An 18,124-nucleotide genomic window follows, 5' to 3' on the forward strand; every position below is an offset into this window, starting at 1 on the left:
GACACCGCTGACCCTTTGCTGGAAAAGGTGAAAGGGATTTTTAACGAGAGCATTCAAATTCAAATTGCAGCCGATCAAGAGTTGCCCGCTGTGTTAGTCAATGTTGCACAAAAAATGGTCGAATGCCTACTCTCAGGCAACAAAATTATGGTGTGTGGGCAAGGACGCGCCTATGCCAACGGGCAATTTTTAGTCGCCAATTTGCTCCATCGCTACAACCTTGAGCGCCCAAGCCTGCCTGCGGTATTGCTGGGTCTTGATGGTGCGCTGGGTTCTGCCATTTTTGCCGACAATAATCCTGCACAGCTGTTCACGCGTCAGTTTGAAAGCCTCGCACACAGCGGCGATTTGCTGGTCATTTTAGCGCCTTATAGCGCAGGTGAAGGCATTTTGAACCTTGTGCATATGGCCAATAGCCGTGAGATTCCCATTATTACGCTTACTGGACGACAAAACGATCACATTCGCGGCGCACTTGGCGAGCAAGATCTTGATGTTTGCGTGCCTGCGCAAAAAGAAGCGCGCATATTAGAAAACCACCTTCTGGTGATCAATATTCTGTGTGAATTAATTGAACACCAGCTGTTTTCCCATTAATATAGCTAAAACCAATTGTTCAAGGGGATGATTATGTTAACGCAATCTGGATTGATTAAAGGGCTTAAACTTTCAACCGCACTTTTGGCGATCATCAGTCTGCAAGCCTGCGTCACCGCGGCGGTGGTCGGTACTGGCGCGGCTGTTGCAACAAAAGTGGCGACCGACCCACGCACCACAGGCACACAACTTGATGACGAAACCTTGGAAGTGAAAGTAGTCTCCGCCATGAACAAAGACGCGGAAATCAAACAAGATGCCAATGTCAATGCGGTGTCTTACAACTCTCGCGTACTATTAATTGGTCAAGTGCCTAACGACAGCCTGCGTGACACAGCGAAAAACCTCGCCAGTGGTGTGGACGGCGTGACCGATGTGTATAACGAAATCCGCGTCGGGCAAAATATTGGGCTGGGGCAAAACAGCACTGACACATGGATCACAACCCAAATCAAATCCAAATTGCTGGTCAACTCTGAAGTAAAATCAACCAATATCAAAGTGGTCACCGAAAACGGTGAAGTCTTCTTGATGGGCAATGTCACACCAGCGCAAGCGAATGCCGCCGTAGAAGTTGCACGCCATATTGCAGGCGTGAAAAAAGTGGTCAAAGTGTTTTCTTATATTAACTAAACATTAGGGGATTTATGCTCTTAGGCACACGAAAAATGCTTGGCGCAACCACTCTGGCGCTGTTGCTCACAGGCTGCGCCAGTGAACTGGCAGTACCACCTGAAGTGGACACGGTGGCGCAGAGCGACGCCAGCTGGCAACAGCATTTGGCGCAATTGCGACAAATCAAACAATACCAAGCACACGGTCAGCTGGGTTATATTAGTGCGAAAGAACGCTTTTCCACCCAGTTTGATTGGCAATACGTCAACGACAACAATTATCAGCTGTTCTTATCATCGGGGCTAAGCCGTGAAACACTCACATTAAAAATGACGCCGATGGGGCTGGTGGTGAGCGATAACAAAGGCAATCAGCGCACCGAAAAAGACGCGCATATGCTACTACAAGAGATTGTAGGTATGGATTTCCCGATTGAACTGTTTAGCTACTGGCTCAAAGGTGAGCCGAAGGGCACGCAAGATTATAAAGTGCGGTTGAGCGATCATCTCTTAAATGAATTTGCCTACACCGTCAATGGCGAACGCTGGGTGGCAAACTACGGTGAATATCAGCCGACCACACCTAAATTGCCGCAGGATATTCTCATCCAAGGTGACGCGCAAAAACTCAAAGTGCGGGTTGATAAGTGGACATTCTAGCACCACACTTTGACCTAACAACTGCGCCGGCGCATTGGTATCCAAGCCCAGCGAAGTTGAACCTTTTTTTATACATCACAGGCCAGCGCAGCGATGGCTACCACACGCTTCAAACTCTTTTCCAATTTTTGAATTACGGCGATTGGCTGCGCATTACACCGCGCGCCGCGCCAGAAATCACCCTTTCACCAAGCCTTGATGGGGTGCGCGATGATCAAAATTTAATTATCAAAGCCGCGCGCTTACTTCAGCACGAAACGCAATGCCAGCAGGGGGCAGAAATCCTGTTGCAAAAAAATCTACCTATGGGCGGTGGCATTGGTGGAGGTTCATCGAATGCAGCAACCGCACTTTTGGTGCTTAATCAACTTTGGTCATTGCATCTGCCTCTCTCTGAACTTGCCCAGTTAGGCTTGCAGCTGGGTGCTGATGTACCCATTTTTGTTCACGGGCAGTGCGCTTTTGCCGAAGGCGTGGGGGAAATAATTACACCATGCCAGGCGCCTGAGCAGTGGTTTGTGGTGGCGAAACCCAAAGACACAAGCATTGCGACTGCAGCAATTTTTGCCGACCGCACTTTGCCACGCAATACGCCCAAACGCAGTATGGACGCCTGCCTACACGCGCCGTTTGGCAATAACTGTGAAAAAGTTGTCTGCAATCACTTCGCAGAGGTTGAACAACTGCTTAGCTGGTTGCTAAAATATAGCAAAGCACGACTAACGGGGACGGGTGCATGTGTGTTTGCGCCCTTTGATCAGGAAGCGGTTGCACGCGCGGTATTGAACGAATTGCCCGCGCAATTTAGTGGTTTTATCGCCCGCAGCTGTAATCGCTCGCCGTTACATACACTGCTAGCACAACGATTTATGCCGTAAAATTTGCCGATTGTTCACTCAATCATAAACTTTCATCGACTTGGGGTAACACAATGCCTGATATGAAGCTTTTCGCTGGTAATGCAACGCCTGCACTAGCACAAAAAATTTCCGAACGTTTATATACCTCTCTAGGCAAGGCGACCGTTGGGCGCTTTAGTGACGGAGAAATTAACGTTCAAATCAACGAAAATGTGCGCGGAAGTGACACATTTATCATTCAGTCCACTTGCGCACCAACCAACGACAACTTAATGGAATTGATCGTGATGGTTGACGCACTACGCCGCGCCAGTGCTGGGCGTATCACCGCTGTGGTGCCGTACTTTGGCTATGCACGTCAAGATCGCCGCGTGCGTTCTGCGCGTGTACCTATCACCGCCAAAGTGGTGGCCGACTTCCTCTCCAGTGTTGGCGTTGACCGCGTGCTGACCTGTGACTTACACGCTGAGCAAATTCAAGGCTTCTTTGATGTGCCCGTAGACAACGTATTCGGCTCCCCTGTGTTGCTCAACGACATCATTAAAAAACAAGATTTGGTCAACCCAATTGTGGTCTCGCCAGATATTGGTGGTGTGGTGCGCGCCCGTGCGGTTGCTAAATTGCTCAACGATACCGACATGGCGATTATCGACAAACGCCGCCCACGCGCTAATGTGTCACAAGTGATGCACATCATCGGGGAAGTGGCGGATCGCGACTGTATTTTAGTCGATGACATGATCGACACCGGCGGCACCCTGTGCAAAGCGGCCGCGGCCTTGAAAGAACGTGGCGCCCGTCGTGTATTTGCCTACGCCACCCACGCCGTATTCTCGGGCAATGCCGCTGAAAATATCGCGGGCACCGAACTTGATGAGATTGTCGTCACCGACACTATCCCACTGTCACCACGCATCGAAGCCCTCGGCAAAGTGCGCGTGCTGACACTCTCTGGCATGCTGGCAGAGGCCATTCGCCGCATCAGCAACGAAGAATCGATCTCCGCCATGTTCGATTAACACGCAACCGCACTTTGGTTTTAACTAAAGTGCGGTTGTGCTTTAGCCATTCAAATTTCACTTGATGCGCTGTGTTAGCGCATTGATACTCTTTACCCGAAAAGACTGGAAATTACGCAGTAAAATCGCTACAATCAAGGCGTTATGCTCGATAAAAGTGTAATAATTTAAAACAGTTACTTCCTTTTGACCGCCGTGGGCACGCTTGCGGCCTTTTTAACTGGAGAGACAATCTATGTCGTGGAATGGTTCGGACAATAACCATCAATCAGATCAAGACCCATGGGCGAAACCTGGGCAATCGACTGGCAAAAAGCCTGAACCCCAACGAGGCGAAGAACGCCCGCAGCAAGGTGAGCCGCAGTCTTCAAATGAGCAAGGCCCACCAGATTTGGAAGCCGTCTTTAGCTCACTTTTGAAAAAAATGGGGGCTGGCAAATCGGGCAACAATAACAGCGGCACACCCAATGGCTTTGCAGGCTTTGGCAAACTCATTCCCGTTGTGGTGGTGATTGCGTTAGTTGTGTGGGCCGTGAGTGGGTTTTATACCATTAAAGAAGCTGAACGCGGCGTGGTGTTACGCTTCGGAAAGGTGAATTCTATTGTGCAGCCTGGGTTGAATTGGAAACCGACTTTTATCGATCGCGTGTTGCCTGTCAATATTGAGCGTATTAGCGAGTTGCGCACCCAGGGTAATATGCTCACGCAAGATGAGAATATGGTGGTGGTCGAAATGACCGTGCAATATCGCATTAACGACCCTGTGAAATATCTCTTTAGCGTCACCAATCCTAATGACAGCCTTTCTCAAGCCACAGATAGCGCGTTGCGTTATATCATCGGGCATATGAATATGGACGAGATTTTGACAACAGGCCGCTCTGTGGTGCGGGAAGATACATGGCGTTATCTTGAAAAAGTGATCAAGCCATACGATATGGGGCTTGAGGTGATCGATGTCAACTTCCAATCTGCTCGCCCACCTGAGCAAGTGAAAGATGCGTTTGATGATGCGATTAAAGCGCAGGAAGATGAGCAACGCTTTATCCGCAATGCAGAAGCCTATGCTCGCGAAGTCGAGCCTATCGCACGAGGTAACGCGCAGCGTATTGTTGAGCAGGCCACCGCCTATCGCGAGCAAGTGGTGCTCGACGCACAAGGGGAAGTGGAGCGCTATCAACAACTGTTGCCAGAGTATAAAGCTGCGCCTGAGTTATTGCGTGAGAGAATGTATATCCAGGCGATGGAAAATATCATGAGCAAAACACCAAAAGTGATGCTTGATAATAGCGCAGGTAACAGCCTTAACGTTCTGCCGTTAGAGCAATTGCTTAAAGGCAAAGCGAGCAATAAGAACGCTAAAACGAATGATGACAGTAAGCCTGAGGGCAAAAGTGCGGTAAACAAACCGCGCGAGAAAGAAACTGTGCCGCCATCACGCTCTAGCAACCCAAGCAATGCGATGGAAAACTACATCGGCTCACAATATGACGAACAAATTTTCAACAATAACCGCCAAGGGAGATTTGAATAATGCGTAAATTTTTATTACCTGTTGTTATTGTTCTCGCGGCGGTGCTTTACTCAAGCCTGGTTGTAATCAACGAAGGCTCACGCGGCATTATGTTGCGCTTTAGCAAAGTGCTGCGTGATGAGGGCAACAAAGTGAAAGTCTATCAACCTGGGCTACACTTTAAAATCCCATTTATTGACAACATCAAAATTTTGGATGCCAAAATCCAAACCCTTGATGGGCAAGCCGACCGCTTTGTCACTGTAGAGAAAAAAGACCTATTGGTTGATTCTTATGTGAAATGGCGCATCAGTGACTTTGGACGTTTTTACACCAGTACTGGTGGCGGTGATTACACCCATGCTGAAAACTTGTTGCGCCGTAAAGTCAACGACCGTTTGCGCAGCGAAATCGGCTCACGCACGATTAAAGATATTGTATCAGGCACCCGCGGTGAACTGATGACGGGCGCGCTCAATGCGCTCAACACAGGGGCGGACAACGCTTCTGACTTGGGGATTGATGTCATTGATGTGCGCGTGAAACAAATCAACCTGCCTGAAGAGGTGTCATCATCGATTTATCAACGTATGCGTGCTGAGCGTGATGCCGTGGCGCGTGAGCACCGTTCACAAGGGCGCGAAAAAGCGGCCTTTATCCAAGCAGATGTGGATCGCAAAGTCACTTTGATTTTGGCCAATGCCAATAAAAAAGCGCAAGATTTGCGTGGTAATGGGGACGCCACCGCGGCGAAACTGTATGCGGATGCGTTCAGCCAAGATAGCGAGTTTTATAGCTTTGTGCGCAGCATGAAGGCCTATCAACGCAGTTTCAACGATGAGAACAACATGATGATTCTCAAACCGGGGGAAGATTTCTTCCGTTATATGCAATCCCCACAGCATAAATAACCGCACTTTAATGCCCCGCACTCGGGGCATTTTTTATGCTAAACAGATGATTGTTGATTGTAGTTATTGACAGAAAATAGTAAAGTAAACAGTTGCGAACTAAACTAGCTAAAAAGGTAAAACATTATGGGCAAAAGTGTTGTTATTCTCGGCGCACAATGGGGTGACGAAGGGAAAGGCAAAATCGTTGATCTATTAACCGATCGCGTCAAATATGTGGTTCGTTATCAAGGCGGACACAATGCAGGACATACATTAATTATCAATGGGGAAAAAACAGTCTTACGTCTAATTCCATCAGGTATTTTACACGATAATGTGACTTGCTTAATTGGTAATGGTGTTGTGCTCTCTCCAACCGCACTTATGCAAGAAATGGGTGAACTGGAATCCCGTGGCGTGAACGTGCGTGAACGCTTGTTAATCTCAGAAGCCTGCCCACTGATTTTGCCTTACCACGTTGCTATGGACCACGCCCGTGAAAGCGCGCTGGGCAAAAAAGCCATCGGCACCACTGGCCGAGGCATTGGGCCTGCCTATGAAGATAAAGTGGCACGCCGTGGCTTGCGCGTCGGAGACTTGTTTGACCGTGAAGGCTTTGCCAGCAAGCTCCAAACCATTTTAGACTACTACAACTTCCAGCTGGAAAACTATTACCACGTCGAGCCTGTGGATTATCAAAAAACCTTAGATGACATTATGGCAATCGCCGATGTGATCACAGGCATGGTGGCTGATATTCCAACCGTTCTATCGAAAGCCCGCGCAAACGGCGATAATATCTTGTTTGAAGGCGCACAAGGCACCATGCTCGACATTGACCACGGCACCTATCCGTTCGTGACCAGCTCCAACACTACCGCTGGTGGTGTGGCAACTGGTGCAGGCTTTGGCCCGCGCAATATTGATTACGTACTCGGCATCATTAAAGCCTATTGCACTCGCGTAGGTGGAGGTCCTTTCACTACTGAACTATTTGACGACATCGGTGCTGCCATCGCTAAAAAAGGGAATGAGTTTGGTGCGGTAACAGGTCGCCCACGTCGTTGTGGCTGGTTTGATGCCGTTGCTGTGCGCCGTGCCGTGCAACTCAACTCTATCACGGGTTTTTGTATGACCAAGCTCGATGTGCTCGACGGCTTTGACGAGCTGAAAATCTGCGTGGGCTACAAAATGCCAAACGGCGATGTGGTAGAATACGCCCCAACCGCGGCTGAGAACTGGGAAAACGTCGAACCCATCTACGAAACCCTCCCAGGCTGGAAGGAAAACACCTTTGGCGTGACAGACATCAACCAATTGCCAGACACTGCACGCGCGTACATCAAACGCATTGAAGAGGTCACCGGCGTACCAATCGCCATCCTCTCCACCGGCCCAGACCGCCTGCAAACGATGATCTTAGACGACCCATTCGCCGTCTAATCCCAACAAAAAACCTCTGCCTTGGCAGAGGTTTTTTTATTAAGATCTGAGCCACTAACTCTCTAAATCATATAATCAAGTGTAAACTCAGTCATATTTGTTTGTAATAAAAATTGTTTTGTTCTTTCATGCTGAGGATTGATAAAAAAAGCTTTGGCTTGGTTTTGCTCAACAACTTTCCCCTTGTCCATAAAAACAACAGTGTCAGCCACCTCTTTAGCAAACTTCATTTCATGTGTGACGATAATCATCGTCCACCCTTCATTTGCTAAAACTCGCAGTGTTTGTAGAACTTCACCCACTAGCTCTGGATCAAGCGCCGAGGTTGGTTCATCCAATAAAATTAATTTTGGCTCCATGGCGAGCGCTCGCGCAATACCTACTCTTTGTTGCTGACCACCTGATAATTGTGCGGGATAAAGCGCTGCTTGCTCAGCTAATCCCACTTTTTTTAATAATCGAAGTGCGGTTTGTCTTGCCTCATCTCGATTGACTTTTTTTACTACAATTGGCCCTTCCATCACATTTTCTATCGCACTACGGTGTAGAAATAGATTATAGTGTTGAAAAACCATAGATGTACTACGGCGTAACCTGAGTTCATCATGCTTATTAATATGCGCTGAAAAATCCAAAGTTAAACTACCATCGCTAAAAGATAAAATGCCTTTATCTGGCCGCTCCAATAAATTCAAGCAGCGCAAAAACGTTGTTTTCCCTGATCCTGAAGGCCCTAAAATCGCAACAACTTCACCCTTTTTAACATCCAAATCAATGCCTTTTAAAACATCATTGCCTTTGAAGGATTTATGAATATTTCGAATTTGTAACATGAGTACATACTCCTATAAGTGGCGTGAAAACCGCACTTCTAATCGTTGTTGCACAATAGAGAGGATAAAGCAAACAACCCAATAGATAAATGCCGCCTCGCTGTAAACCAAAATAAACTCATAAGAGGATGCTGCAACTTTTTGAGCCACCTGAAAAAGCTCTGAAACTAATACCAATGACGCCAACGAGGTGTCTTTCACTGTACTAATGAATGTGTTGGTTAATGGTGGCAAAGAAACTCTCAATGCTTGAGGCATAATCGTGCGCAAAAAAGCCTGCCGATAGCTCATACCAATTGAAAAGGAGGCCTCCCACTGCCCTTTAGGGATAGAGAGAATACCCGCTCGTAGGGTTTCAGATGCATAAGCGCCAATATTAATAGAAAACGCAATGATCGCAGTTGGAAAAGGATCTAACACCACACCCACTTCGGGCAATCCATAAAAAATAATAAAGATTTGCACCAATAAAGGCGTCCCACGTATCAGCGAGATATAAATTTTGCACAGTCCATTAATCAGCCGTAACACAGAATTTCGTGCAGGCATTGTCCGCACCACCGCAACACCTACTGCTATCAACAATCCCCCTATAAAAGATAAAATCGCCAGCGGTATGGTATTCATTATCGTTGCATAGAGCATTGGCAAAAAAGAGCTGATGATAAGATCAGCTCGTTGTGTGCTCATGAATGGCAAATGGCTTAAAAAATCATTGAGTAATGTCATCGCCAAACCATTTTATCGAAATTTGTTTTAATGTCCCCTCTGTGCGTAACTGTGCCAATGCTTGATTAACTTTATCAATAAGGGGCTGCTCGCCTTTAGTAAAAGCAAATGCTGTACCCAATTGAGCTTTATCTTCAAAAGCTATCACCAACCCAGAGTGCGGTATTTTTTGGAAATAATCGAGCACAGCCAATTTATCATTCACTGTTGCTTGCGCACGTTTTTGACGGATAAGCTCCAACGCTTGTGCCAATCCATCCACTGGAACAATGTGTGCAGCATTTTCTTGTGCAATTTTTGTGAAATTACTGGTTAACGACTGTGCTGCTTTTTTATCTTTTAAATCAGAAAATTGTTTAATGCTATCATCATCTTTTTTCACCACAACAACCGCACTTGAGTAGTTATATGGCTCACTATAATCGTATTTTTTCAGCCGCTCTGGCGTTGGTGTTGTTTGATTGGCTATTACATCAAAACGTTTGGCATTTAGCCCAGCATACATTGCATCCCATTGTGTTTCCTTGAACTCTACTTTAAGCCCCAATTTATCAGCAACTGCTTTCACAACATCAATATCAAAGCCTGTCAACTCACCTTGTTTGTTGTGAAAAGTAAAGGGGGCGTATGTACCTTCAGTACCAACTAATAGTGTTTTAGTTTCCTCAACTCGATCGGAAACTTCACCTGCATATGATGTAACCGATACGCTTGCCACACCCAATTCCAAAGCAGTAATCAGAATTGATTTAAGTGTCATTATTAACTCCTTTAATTTGAAATTGATAACAACAGCATAAAGGGTTTACGATATGAAATAAAAGAAGAAAAATGAATGTGATATAACGAATGGATATAAGGGGCTAATAGCCCCTTAAAACATTTTAGACCAACAACTCATGTGGGATTTTAACGACTAATTTTTTGATTTTTTCCGCTTTACCATTCACCCAGCAGGTTGGGGTGTGTTCTTCGTATGGGAAGAAGACGGCGAACATTTTCGGTTTTAGCACAATGGTGTTTTTGTTCGGGATGGCTTGAGGGGTGAGATGGAAGTCGTTTTCTTCGTTGTAGGGCTCGTAGCCGTCGAGATTAGGGTTACCAACACCATATTCCATCGCTTCTTGGCCACTGATGAGCACTTGAATGTCGGTGTGTAGGCGGTGGAGCTCAGGCTTGCGGGTAGAAGCTTCTTCAGTTTCTGGCGTCATCACATTCATGAAAATCTTATCATCAATGTCGTGGCGACCAGTTTCAAGTGCATCCAAATCCAAGGTATTGAGATAATCACACACGCGTTTGATTACAGGATGGAGACCAAATGCGTAATCTTTTTTTGTTAAATCACCTAAAATCATATTTTTATCCTATTTTTCTAGATTTTCACTCAACCACAGCGCTGCGCCAAGTAGGCGTTCATCTTGCACTGTGCCACGTTTGACAACTTCACAATGATAAAAGTGCGGTTGTTCATCAAGATACTCTTTCACTAAGTCGAGATAACCTTCTGATAGCCCTACGCTACCGCCGAGAGAAACACGCTCTACATCATCTACCACCACTAAATCAGCAACTAAATTAGCAATTACATGCGCAGAACGCTTAAGCATAGCCACCGCTTCGCCGTCACCTTGCTGATATTGCGCGAAAATATCTTCCACCGCACTTTGGGCACCTTGCATATTGGCAAAATGTACCATTGCGTTAGCAGAAGCCATCGCATCCACACAGCCTCGCCGACCACACTCGCAGGTTGGGCCGTTCGGATCGGCCAGCGTGTGGCCAATGTGACCAGCAATGCCTTTAGAGCCGATTTGCAGCTCACCGCTCAGTACTAGTCCGCCGCCAACAGCTTGGTCAACATCAATATAGGCAAAATTTTTCACCTCTTGTGGTGTGTTAAAGCGATATTGTGCAAAAGTCGTCGCCTGCAACCGAGTGAGAATACCCACTGGATGGTGGTAGCTACATTGGTTTAATGCGTGCTCAAGTGGGAAAGCCGCCAGCCCTGCAGGCTTATCAGGATTCAAGGCACTCAATGGGCCATTTTTCACGTTATCGCTCACCACCGCCACCGCATCGAACATGCCTTTATAATGCTTAAAAATTTCTTTGAGTTGTTGTTCCAGAACATTATCTTGATTTTCAGCCAGCAGTGGGAAATGCTGACGGTCTTCTAAAATTTGCTCTGTGACCAACGCACTTTCAATGTAATCGTTTCCAATATCAATCGCCAAACAACATTTCATAGCTCACCTCACATTGCCGCGAATACGGCTCATGACACAGTATAAACATTTCTAAAAAGGGATTTCAATAAATGATAGCCCTACTGTAATACGATGCTCAAAAAGCAACAACTAGCAAGACTAAAAAATGAGATCTCAAGCAGATTTTTCTCACTGACCGCACTTTTATTTTCCATTTTGAAAATTAAAAACAAAATAGCATTTAAATAAAATTATTAGATGAAATATAGTTTCATTGTCTTTTATTAGTTCATATCTAAAGTATATCGCCATTTATTAATTTTTAATAATTGACTTTAAACCGCACTTTGATAATATGCCTACTACTTCCTTTCTCATTGTTATTGGTGGACTATGGACTACATTAAGCAATTTTTTGATTTGATTGGCGATCTCACCTGGGGGTGGGCGTTAATTCCGATGTTAATTATCTTTGGGCTGCTGTTTAGCATCATCAGCAACTGGGCTCAATTTCGCTATTTCGGGCGTATGTTCCACTTTTTACGCTCAGACAAGCAAACCCAAAATAAAGAGGCAATTAGTGGGCGACAAGCCTTGCTGCTCTCCATTGGCGGGCGCGTAGGCGGTGGCAACATTGCTGGTGTTGCGGTGGCCATCTCGCTTGGTGGACCAGGCGCAGTATTTTGGATGTGGGTGGTGGCACTCATTGGCATGGTGACCAGTATCATTGAGTGTACACTTGCGCAGCTATTCAAACACAAAACAGCCGAAGGGCACTTTCGTGGCGGGCCAGCGCGCTTTATTTTGCACGGCTTAGGCGAAAAATACCGCTGGATGGCAATCGTCTATTCTATTTGTCTCATGCTCTCATTTTCCATCGGCTTTAACGCCTTCCAAGGCAACACAGTAGCAGGCGCTGCGCTCGACAGCCTTGGCATAGAACGTTTATGGACAGGAATAGCCCTGGCTGTGCTCGGTGGCTTAATTATTTTCGGCGGTATCAAACGCATCTCACAAGCTGCCGATGTCATCATCCCAATCATGGCGCTATTTTATTTGGTACTGGCGCTTATCGTTATCGTTATGAATGTCACTGAATTACCCGCGGTAATTGTCAGCATCGTGAAAAATGCCTTTGGGATCGATTCCGTTGTCGGCGGTGGCATGGGGGTGGCGATTTCACAAGGGATGCGCCGTGGCCTATTCTCCAATGAAGCTGGGCTTGGCTCTGCACCGAATGTGGCAGCCACAGCCTCGGTCAAACACCCTGTAACTCAAGGCATTGCGCAATCACTATCAGTGTTTATAGACACCATCGTGATTTGTAGCTGCACGGCGTTTATTATCTTGCTCGGTAAAGTGTATGTGCCTGGGGCTGAAATTGACGGCGTGGTGCTAACGCAACAATCGCTGGTGTATCACCTAGGAGATTGGTCAAAATACTTACTGACTTTCGCCATTTTACTGTTCTCTTTCAGCTCCATTATCTATAACTACTACCTTGGCGAAAATGCGTTGAGCTTCCTCTTTTTCGGCAAGCAAGAAAAACTGCCTATCTTTTTGCTACGCCTTGCTGTGATTGCAATTTTATTTATCGGCGCCACTGCCAAAGGCGCAACTGATGTTTTCTTCTTTGCTGATCCACTCATGGGTGTGCTTGCCTTGCTCAACTTATTGGCATTGATTATGCTCTTCCCAATCGCCTCGCGCTTGCTGCAAGACTACCGCCAGCAACTTAAACAAGGCGCTCAAGAGCCCGTTTTTGACCCAGATAAGTTTCCTGATCTCGACATTGATAGGAATGCGTGGAAGTGATCAGTGAAACATGACAAAAGACCGCACTTTGCGGTCTTTTTTATAAAGTGCGGTTAAGTCCATGCCACATTTTTGACACACTTTACGCAAAGTGCAATATGTTATATTGAGATATAAATTACAATATACTGAAAATAAAAAGGAATTTGGTGGGTCGTGAGAGGCTCGAACTCTCGACCAACGGATTAAGAGTCCGCTGCTCTACCAACTGAGCTAACAACCCATATCTAGTTGAAACTCGGTGGTGGGTCGTGAAGGATTCGAACCTTCGACCAACGGATTAAAAGTCCGCTGCTCTACCGACTGAGCTAACGACCCATCAGGGAATTTAAAGTGGTGGGTCGTGAAGGATTCGAACCTTCGACCAACGGATTAAAAGTCCGCTGCTCTACCGGCTGAGCTAACGACCCATCAAAGGGCTTAAGTCATGGTGGGTCGTGAAGGATTCGAACCTTCGACCAACGGATTAAAAGTCCGCTGCTCTACCGACTGAGCTAACGACCCATCAGAGAAACTTAAGTGGTGGGTCGTGAAGGATTCGAACCTTCGACCAACGGATTAAAAGTCCGCTGCTCTACCGACTGAGCTAACGACCCACAATGCTACATCACTGTAACGAGCCACTATGATACTTATTTCACAGAACATATCAATCAAAAATTGCATTTTTTTGCTTGATTGTCTGATTTGTCTACAATTTAGTGTTTAAAATGCGTAAATATAAAAAAACCTCAGCCAAGCTGAGGTTTCAAAATATTTGCCTTTGCAATTAGTACGCTAACACCGCGCGACGGTTTTTAGCGTAGTCTGCTTCTGAGTGACCCAATACCGCTGGTTTTTCTTCACCGTAAGAAACTGTTGACAGTTGGTTGCCATTAACACCTTTATTTACAAGGTAGTTAACTACAGCATCAGCACGACGTTGGCCAAGTGCGATGTTGTATTCTGGTGTACCACGTTCGTCAGTATTACCTTCAACAAGTACTTTGCTTGTTGGAGTGGCTGTCAGATACAACGCGTGAGCATCTAACAGTTGTTGATATTGACCTTCGATTGAGTATTGGTCAAAGCCAAAGTAAACGGTGTTGTAGCGTTGTTGCAAATCTGCAGCGCTGTAGCTACCGAACATTTGGCCATTGTTTTGACCTTGAGATGCAGACTCATCAGATGAGCTTCCACACGCTGTTAAAACAAGCGCTGGGGCTGCGATCATAAGCACTTTTGCAAGTTTTTTCATTTAAGATTACTCCTTAGTTTTTAGTAAGAAATGGAGACCAAGCTGGGAACTTAATTTGACCGTCCACACCTGGCAACCGCGCTTTAAAGCGTCCATCGGTAGACACCAATTGTAGCACTTTCCCCAAGCCTTGGGTAGAGCTATAAATAATCATAATGCCATTTGGTGATACACTTGGACTCTCGTCTAAGAAGGTTGAACCTAACACTTCAACTTTTCCTGTTGCGAGATCTTTTTTCACGATATGATCAGAATCGATCATAATGAGATTTTTACCATCTGACGTGATTTGACCACTGTAACTGCGACCACCGCTACCAACATAACTAGCACCACCGCCGTTAGCACTCATCATATACACTTGCGGGCTGCCGCCACGGTCTGAAGTAAACACAATAGAGCGGCCATCTGGCGACCAGCTCGGCTCTGTGTTATTACCTGCATCACGGGTGAGCTGTACTTCACCGCCACCGTTAATGTTTTTCACATAAATATTCAATTTACCATCACGCGATGACGCATACGCAAGGCGCGAACCATCTGGTGAGAACGCTGGTGCACCATTATGACGTGGCGCAGAAGCCACCACTTTGCGCGCACCTGAATTAAGATCTTGCGTGACGATTTGAGATTTTTTATTCTCAAAACTCACATAAGCGAGTTTTTTGCCATCTGCCGACCAGCTTGGTGACATGATAGGTTGCGAACTGCGGTTAACGATAAATTGGTTGTGACCATCATAGTCTGCAACGCGCAATTCATAAGGTTTCGAACCGCCATTGTGCTGCACTACATAGGCAATACGAGTACGGAAAGCACCACGAATGCCTGTGAGCTTTTCAAACACTTCATCACTGACAGTGTGCGCGCCGTAACGCAATTGTTTATTGTTTGGAATATGATAGCTGTTTTGCATTAATACGGAGCCTGCCGCACCACCACCGCCAATGGTATCCACCAGTTGATAAGCCACATTGTAGCCTGCGCCATCTGGCGTGATTTGCCCAACCACGATTTCACTAATGCCCAACGCTGACCACGCTTCGGGGTTCACTTCACCCGCTGAAGCTGGCTTTTGTGGCATACGAGCAGGCGCAATGGGGTTAAATTTGCCACTATTGCGCAAATCTGCCGCGACAATATCCGCAATATCTTCTGGCGCACTGCCGGGGCCATTCCATTTGAAAGGCACCACAGCGATAGGTTGCGCGCCATCGACCCCTTCATCAATCACAATGCGCACTTCTTCCGCTTTGACGCTGGCCACCAGCACAAATAAGAAGCCAAGTGCGGTCAACATTTGCTTAAGTTGTTTCATTCAAACCACCTATTATGAAAATTGCATTTATTTTAAATCAAACTCAATGGTTGGATTTTTGTATTTATTGTAAACTGCATCCGACGGCGCTGCGGGCACTTTACGAGTACCTTTAATTGCACGCAGTGCAGAGTTACAAATATCGTTTGGGCCTGACACATTGTCATAGCCTAAAATGGTTCCATCGCGAGCCAGTGAAATACGTACGCTGCACACCTTACCAGCAAAACTAGGATCACGAATGAAGCGGCGTTGGATCACACGTTTGATCATACCTGCGTATTGATCACCTACTTTATCACCATTACCACTTCCTGCCGCAGCACCTTGACCTTGTGAGCCTTTGCCGTTTTGGTTGGACCCGCGATTAGCCGAACCACCGCCAATAGTACCGTTGTTAATCAAGTCATCTAATGCGGCTTGCTGCGCAGCCTTCGCTTTCGCGGCTTTAGCTTTTACATCAGCTTCGGCTTTCGCCTTGGCCTCAGCGGCGGCTTTGGCTTTTGCGTCAGCTTCAGCTTTTGCCTTGGCCTCAGCGGCAGCTTTGGCTTTTGCGTCAGCTTCCGCTTTTGCCTTGGCCTCAGCGGCAGCTTTGGCTTTTGCGTCAGCTTCCGCTTTCGCCTTGGCCTCAGCCGCGGCTTTGGCTTTCGCCTCGGCTTGGGCTTTCTCTTTGGCCTCAGCCGCAGCTTTGGCTTTCATCTCGGCTTGGGCTTTCTCTTTGGCCTCAGCGGCGGCTTTGGCTTTCGCCTCGGCTTGGGCTTTTAATTCGGCTTCTTTTTTTGCTTTTTCTGCCAATTGAGCTTGGCGTTGAGCCTCTTCTTTAGCTTGTTTCTCTTGCTGTAATTTTTGTTGTTGCAATTTTTCTTGTTCTTGTTTTTGGCGTTGCGCCTCTTCCCGCGCCTGCTCAGCTTTTTGCTTTTCAGCCTCGCGTTGTTTTGCAAGCTCGCGCTGCTTTTGTGCCTCACGTTGTTTTTGTTCACGTTCGGCAATTTCACGCTTTTCTTGCTCTTGTTTAGCGCGTTCAACATCGCCTTTTTGTTGCTGTTTAACACGGCCTAACTCGCGCGCAGCTTGGCCTGTGTCAACCATCACCACACCCATGGTGTCGCCGTCGCCTTCACCGCCGCCCATCGCTGGCATATAGCGATACCAAAGCGAGCCGAGAATGAGCGTAAGAAAAAGGAGTACATGCAGCAAGATTGAAACAACAACCGCACGACTTAACTTCTTGTTTTTATCACTTCGCACACTGCTTCCTTTGCTTAGAGCGGGTTGGTCATCAAACCTGCTTTGTCAACACCAGCCAAATGGAGCAAACTCAGCCCCTTGATAATCTCTTCATAGGGGGCATCTTTTGCGCCCCCCACCAAAAAGGTCGTTTGGTTGTCTTTGTCGTAAATCGCTTTTGACATTTCAGTGACCGCACTTTCACTTAAATTTTCATTGCGTTGCCCGTCGATCACCAGCGTGTATTCCCCCACGCCCGTGACTTCCAAAATCACTGGTGTTTTGTCTTCATTAGAGACACTTTTGCTGTCGGTAGAATCAGGCAGCTCCACCTCAACACTTTGGCTGATGATAGGCGCCGTGGCCATAAAAATCAGCAATAGCACCAATAACACGTCCAAAAATGGCACAATATTGATTTCTGACTTGATATTACGTCTTTGACGTCGATATGCCATAACAACCTCGATTACGCTACTTGATGTTTTGCAAAGGCTTGGCGATGCAAAATGGTGGTGAACTCATCAATAAAGTTGCTGTAATTTTGCTCCAGTTTGCTCACCCGCAAGCTTAAGCGGTTATAGGCCATTACCGCTGGGATCGCGGCAAACAAACCAATGGCAGTGGCAATCAAGGCTTCAGCAATCCCTGGTGCGACCATTTGCAAGGTTGCTTGTTTAACGTTACTCAATGCCATAAATGCGTGCATAATCCCCCACACGGTGCCGAATAAACCGATATATGGACTAATAGAGGCTACGGTTGCCAAAAATGGAATGCGGTTTTCCACATCTTCAATTTCGCGGTTAAGGGTAAGATTCATCGCACGCGTAGTGCCTTGAATCACGGCTTCAGGTGAACTGTGGGTCGACTGCAAACGCAGAAATTCTTTAAAACCAACATAAAAAATCTGCTCGCTGCCACTTAAGCCATCACGACGATTTTCAAGCCCATCGTAGAGTTTATGTAGGTCTTCACCCGACCAAAAGCGATCTTCAAACGTGGCGGACGATTTCAGTGCTTGGCGCAAAATGGCACTACGCTGGATCATGATCGCCCAAGAGATAATAGAAAACAGGATAAGAATACCAATTACGATTTGCACCACGATACTGGCATCTAAAAATAATTGTAGAAAGTTTAACTCGTTTGACAT

General features: G+C 46.5%; 19 protein-coding genes and 5 tRNA genes. 9 read left to right on the plus strand and 15 right to left on the minus strand.

What is annotated here, in order from left to right; translation table 11 throughout:
• The first annotated feature begins 15 nt into the window (after window positions 1-15).
• The 8 genes from HPC38_RS05390 (at window position 16) to HPC38_RS05425 (ending at window position 7,599) form a co-directional block, all read left to right on the plus strand.
• The gene (locus HPC38_RS05390; protein WP_208120411.1) at window positions 16-597 is read left to right on the plus strand and encodes a D-sedoheptulose-7-phosphate isomerase; all 582 of its coding nucleotides are present in this window, start codon (window positions 16-18) and stop codon (window positions 595-597) included.
• Between the two features lie 33 nt (window positions 598-630).
• The gene (dolP, locus tag HPC38_RS05395) at window positions 631-1,230 is read left to right on the plus strand and encodes a division/outer membrane stress-associated lipid-binding lipoprotein (RefSeq protein ID WP_208120268.1); all 600 of its coding nucleotides are present in this window, start codon (window positions 631-633) and stop codon (window positions 1,228-1,230) included.
• 14 nt (window positions 1,231-1,244) lie between these two features.
• A complete protein-coding gene (lolB, locus tag HPC38_RS05400) occupies window positions 1,245-1,871 on the plus strand; it encodes a lipoprotein insertase outer membrane protein LolB (RefSeq protein ID WP_235977650.1) in 627 nt (208 codons plus the stop codon).
• A complete protein-coding gene (gene ispE, locus HPC38_RS05405; protein WP_208120269.1) occupies window positions 1,859-2,749 on the plus strand; it encodes a 4-(cytidine 5'-diphospho)-2-C-methyl-D-erythritol kinase in 891 nt (296 codons plus the stop codon). Before lolB ends, ispE begins: the two co-directional genes overlap by 13 nt.
• 53 nt (window positions 2,750-2,802) lie before the next feature.
• A complete protein-coding gene (locus tag HPC38_RS05410) occupies window positions 2,803-3,750 on the plus strand; it encodes a ribose-phosphate pyrophosphokinase (protein WP_208120270.1) in 948 nt (315 codons plus the stop codon).
• Window positions 3,751-3,985: 235 nt separating this feature from the next.
• Window positions 3,986-5,284 (plus strand): FtsH protease activity modulator HflK, encoded by a 1,299-nt coding sequence (gene hflK, locus HPC38_RS05415; RefSeq protein WP_208120271.1) that lies wholly within the window; start codon window positions 3,986-3,988, stop codon window positions 5,282-5,284.
• Window positions 5,284-6,174: a protease modulator HflC gene (gene hflC / locus HPC38_RS05420; RefSeq protein ID WP_208120272.1), complete on the plus strand. Its 891-nt coding sequence runs from the start codon at window positions 5,284-5,286 to the stop codon at window positions 6,172-6,174. The genes hflK and hflC overlap by 1 nt, the downstream gene beginning before the upstream one ends.
• A 126-nt stretch (window positions 6,175-6,300) precedes the next feature.
• Window positions 6,301-7,599: an adenylosuccinate synthase gene (locus HPC38_RS05425; RefSeq protein WP_208120273.1), complete on the plus strand. Its 1,299-nt coding sequence runs from the start codon at window positions 6,301-6,303 to the stop codon at window positions 7,597-7,599.
• 62 nt (window positions 7,600-7,661) lie between these two features.
• On the opposite strand, the gene HPC38_RS05430 is transcribed toward HPC38_RS05425, so the two are convergent.
• The 5 genes from HPC38_RS05430 to HPC38_RS05450 all read right to left on the minus strand — a co-directional run bounded on the left by HPC38_RS05430 (window position 7,662) and on the right by HPC38_RS05450 (window position 11,410).
• A complete protein-coding gene (locus HPC38_RS05430) occupies window positions 7,662-8,432 on the minus strand; it encodes an amino acid ABC transporter ATP-binding protein (RefSeq protein ID WP_208120274.1) in 771 nt (256 codons plus the stop codon).
• A 12-nt stretch (window positions 8,433-8,444) separates the two neighbouring features.
• Window positions 8,445-9,161, minus strand: a complete 717-nt coding sequence (locus HPC38_RS05435; RefSeq protein ID WP_208120275.1) for an amino acid ABC transporter permease — start codon at window positions 9,159-9,161, stop codon at window positions 8,445-8,447.
• Window positions 9,145-9,921: an amino acid ABC transporter substrate-binding protein gene (locus HPC38_RS05440; RefSeq protein ID WP_208120276.1), complete on the minus strand. Its 777-nt coding sequence runs from the start codon at window positions 9,919-9,921 to the stop codon at window positions 9,145-9,147. Before HPC38_RS05440 ends, HPC38_RS05435 begins: the two co-directional genes overlap by 17 nt.
• A 124-nt stretch (window positions 9,922-10,045) precedes the next feature.
• Window positions 10,046-10,519 carry an N-acetylneuraminate anomerase gene (gene nanQ, locus HPC38_RS05445; RefSeq protein WP_208120277.1) on the minus strand — a complete coding sequence of 158 codons (474 nt, stop codon included), beginning with the start codon at window positions 10,517-10,519 and terminating at the stop codon, window positions 10,046-10,048.
• A gap of 9 nt (window positions 10,520-10,528) precedes the next feature.
• Window positions 10,529-11,410, minus strand: coding sequence for an ROK family protein (locus HPC38_RS05450; protein WP_208120278.1), 882 nt, complete (start codon window positions 11,408-11,410; stop codon window positions 10,529-10,531).
• 354 nt (window positions 11,411-11,764) lie between these two features.
• Between HPC38_RS05450 and HPC38_RS05455 the strand changes: the two genes are divergently transcribed.
• On the plus strand, window positions 11,765-13,186 hold the full coding sequence (locus tag HPC38_RS05455) for an alanine/glycine:cation symporter family protein (RefSeq protein WP_208120279.1): 1,422 nt from the start codon (window positions 11,765-11,767) through the stop codon (window positions 13,184-13,186).
• 147 nt (window positions 13,187-13,333) lie between these two features.
• On the opposite strand, the gene HPC38_RS05460 is transcribed toward HPC38_RS05455, so the two are convergent.
• From HPC38_RS05460 to tolQ, 10 genes are all read right to left on the minus strand, one after another.
• Window positions 13,334-13,409 (minus strand) — tRNA-Lys (locus HPC38_RS05460).
• A gap of 19 nt (window positions 13,410-13,428) precedes the next feature.
• Window positions 13,429-13,504, minus strand: a tRNA-Lys gene (locus HPC38_RS05465).
• A gap of 16 nt (window positions 13,505-13,520) precedes the next feature.
• A tRNA-Lys gene (locus tag HPC38_RS05470) sits at window positions 13,521-13,596 on the minus strand.
• Window positions 13,597-13,614: 18 nt separating this feature from the next.
• A tRNA-Lys gene (locus tag HPC38_RS05475) sits at window positions 13,615-13,690 on the minus strand.
• Window positions 13,691-13,706: 16 nt separating this feature from the next.
• Window positions 13,707-13,782 (minus strand) — tRNA-Lys (locus tag HPC38_RS05480).
• Between the two features lie 173 nt (window positions 13,783-13,955).
• Window positions 13,956-14,423 carry a peptidoglycan-associated lipoprotein Pal gene (gene pal, locus HPC38_RS05485; protein WP_208120280.1) on the minus strand — a complete coding sequence of 156 codons (468 nt, stop codon included), beginning with the start codon at window positions 14,421-14,423 and terminating at the stop codon, window positions 13,956-13,958.
• 13 nt (window positions 14,424-14,436) lie between these two features.
• A complete protein-coding gene (gene tolB, locus HPC38_RS05490) occupies window positions 14,437-15,741 on the minus strand; it encodes a Tol-Pal system beta propeller repeat protein TolB (RefSeq protein ID WP_208120281.1) in 1,305 nt (434 codons plus the stop codon).
• Window positions 15,742-15,768: 27 nt separating this feature from the next.
• Window positions 15,769-16,989, minus strand: a complete 1,221-nt coding sequence (gene tolA, locus HPC38_RS05495; protein ID WP_208120282.1) for a cell envelope integrity protein TolA — start codon at window positions 16,987-16,989, stop codon at window positions 15,769-15,771.
• A 14-nt stretch (window positions 16,990-17,003) separates the two neighbouring features.
• A complete protein-coding gene (gene tolR, locus HPC38_RS05500; RefSeq protein WP_208120283.1) occupies window positions 17,004-17,426 on the minus strand; it encodes a colicin uptake protein TolR in 423 nt (140 codons plus the stop codon).
• 11 nt (window positions 17,427-17,437) lie between these two features.
• Window positions 17,438-18,124, minus strand: a complete 687-nt coding sequence (tolQ, locus tag HPC38_RS05505; RefSeq protein ID WP_208120284.1) for a protein TolQ — start codon at window positions 18,122-18,124, stop codon at window positions 17,438-17,440.

Origin of the sequence: Spirabiliibacterium pneumoniae (assembly GCF_014884995.1) — a bacterium.
GTDB classification, from domain to species: Bacteria; Pseudomonadota; Gammaproteobacteria; order Enterobacterales; family Pasteurellaceae; genus Spirabiliibacterium; species Spirabiliibacterium pneumoniae.

Coding starts and splice junctions, on each gene's coding strand:
- dolP (WP_208120268.1), top strand. CDS start 631: ATGTTAACGCAATCTGGATTGATTAAAGGGCTTAAACTTTCAACCGCA.
- lolB (WP_235977650.1), top strand. CDS start 1,245: ATGCTCTTAGGCACACGAAAAATGCTTGGCGCAACCACTCTGGCGCTG.
- HPC38_RS05410 (WP_208120270.1), top strand. CDS start 2,803: ATGCCTGATATGAAGCTTTTCGCTGGTAATGCAACGCCTGCACTAGCA.
- hflK (WP_208120271.1), top strand. CDS start 3,986: ATGTCGTGGAATGGTTCGGACAATAACCATCAATCAGATCAAGACCCA.
- hflC (WP_208120272.1), top strand. CDS start 5,284: ATGCGTAAATTTTTATTACCTGTTGTTATTGTTCTCGCGGCGGTGCTT.
- HPC38_RS05425 (WP_208120273.1), top strand. CDS start 6,301: ATGGGCAAAAGTGTTGTTATTCTCGGCGCACAATGGGGTGACGAAGGG.
- HPC38_RS05430 (WP_208120274.1), bottom strand. CDS start 8,432: ATGTTACAAATTCGAAATATTCATAAATCCTTCAAAGGCAATGATGTT.
- HPC38_RS05435 (WP_208120275.1), bottom strand. CDS start 9,161: ATGACATTACTCAATGATTTTTTAAGCCATTTGCCATTCATGAGCACA.
- HPC38_RS05440 (WP_208120276.1), bottom strand. CDS start 9,921: ATGACACTTAAATCAATTCTGATTACTGCTTTGGAATTGGGTGTGGCA.
- nanQ (WP_208120277.1), bottom strand. CDS start 10,519: ATGATTTTAGGTGATTTAACAAAAAAAGATTACGCATTTGGTCTCCAT.
- HPC38_RS05450 (WP_208120278.1), bottom strand. CDS start 11,410: ATGAAATGTTGTTTGGCGATTGATATTGGAAACGATTACATTGAAAGT.
- HPC38_RS05455 (WP_208120279.1), top strand. CDS start 11,765: ATGGACTACATTAAGCAATTTTTTGATTTGATTGGCGATCTCACCTGG.
- pal (WP_208120280.1), bottom strand. CDS start 14,423: ATGAAAAAACTTGCAAAAGTGCTTATGATCGCAGCCCCAGCGCTTGTT.
- tolB (WP_208120281.1), bottom strand. CDS start 15,741: ATGAAACAACTTAAGCAAATGTTGACCGCACTTGGCTTCTTATTTGTG.
- tolR (WP_208120283.1), bottom strand. CDS start 17,426: ATGGCATATCGACGTCAAAGACGTAATATCAAGTCAGAAATCAATATT.
- tolQ (WP_208120284.1), bottom strand. CDS start 18,124: ATGTCAAACGAGTTAAACTTTCTACAATTATTTTTAGATGCCAGTATC.